The sequence below is a fragment of the Halolactibacillus sp. JCM 19043 genome (assembly GCF_001310395.1).
In the GTDB taxonomy this organism is placed as follows: Bacteria; Bacillota; Bacilli; order Bacillales; family Amphibacillaceae; genus Halolactibacillus; species Halolactibacillus miurensis.
In genome coordinates this window covers 1-611 of the sequence record NZ_BAXD01000097.1, presented here as the reverse complement: position 1 = coordinate 611, position 611 = coordinate 1, and the positions used below count along the sequence as shown (strand labels likewise).

1 pseudogene is annotated in these 611 nt (G+C 38.8%); it reads left to right on the top strand.

From position 1 onward, the window contains the following. Positions 1 to 611 (top strand): annotated as a pseudogene (locus JCM19043_RS15825) (phage portal protein); the annotation flags it as partial.

Sequence of the window (611 nt, the reverse complement as noted above, 5' to 3'; positions counted from 1 at the left end):
AAAAAACGGATTTAACAAATCCAGCTCCTTGGTTTCTAAATATTTTCGGACACGAATCTTCAAGTGGTGAGAAGGTGACGGTTAATTCTGCTTTAGGTGTTCCCGCAGTTTACACTTGCGTCAATATTTTAGCAAACAGTATTGCAAAGTTACCTTTTCAAACATTTAAGAAAACAAGTGATGGTAGGGTAAGGGATAAAAAGCATGCTGTGGCAAAGGTACTTGAAACTAGACCTAATCCATATCAAAGTCCTTTTAAGTTTAAGCACTTGATAGAAACTCATCGCAATACGTGGGGAAATGCTTATATCAACATTAACTGGGGGCAGATGGCCGACCAAAAGAATTATGGCTTCTGAATCCTGCTGTAACAGAACCTCATGTTGATGTGAAAACGAATGAACTATGGTATTACACCACGTTACCAAATGGGAAGTATGTAAAAATTGGTTACGGTGATATTATTCATCTAACAGCACTTTCAACAGACGGATTAAAAGGAAAACCACCCATACAAGTAGCACGTGAAGCAATCGGTAGCAGTCAGGCTGCTCAAAAGTTTAAAGGGAAGTTCTATAAGCATGGTGCATCCAACAGTGGTGTTTTAAAGG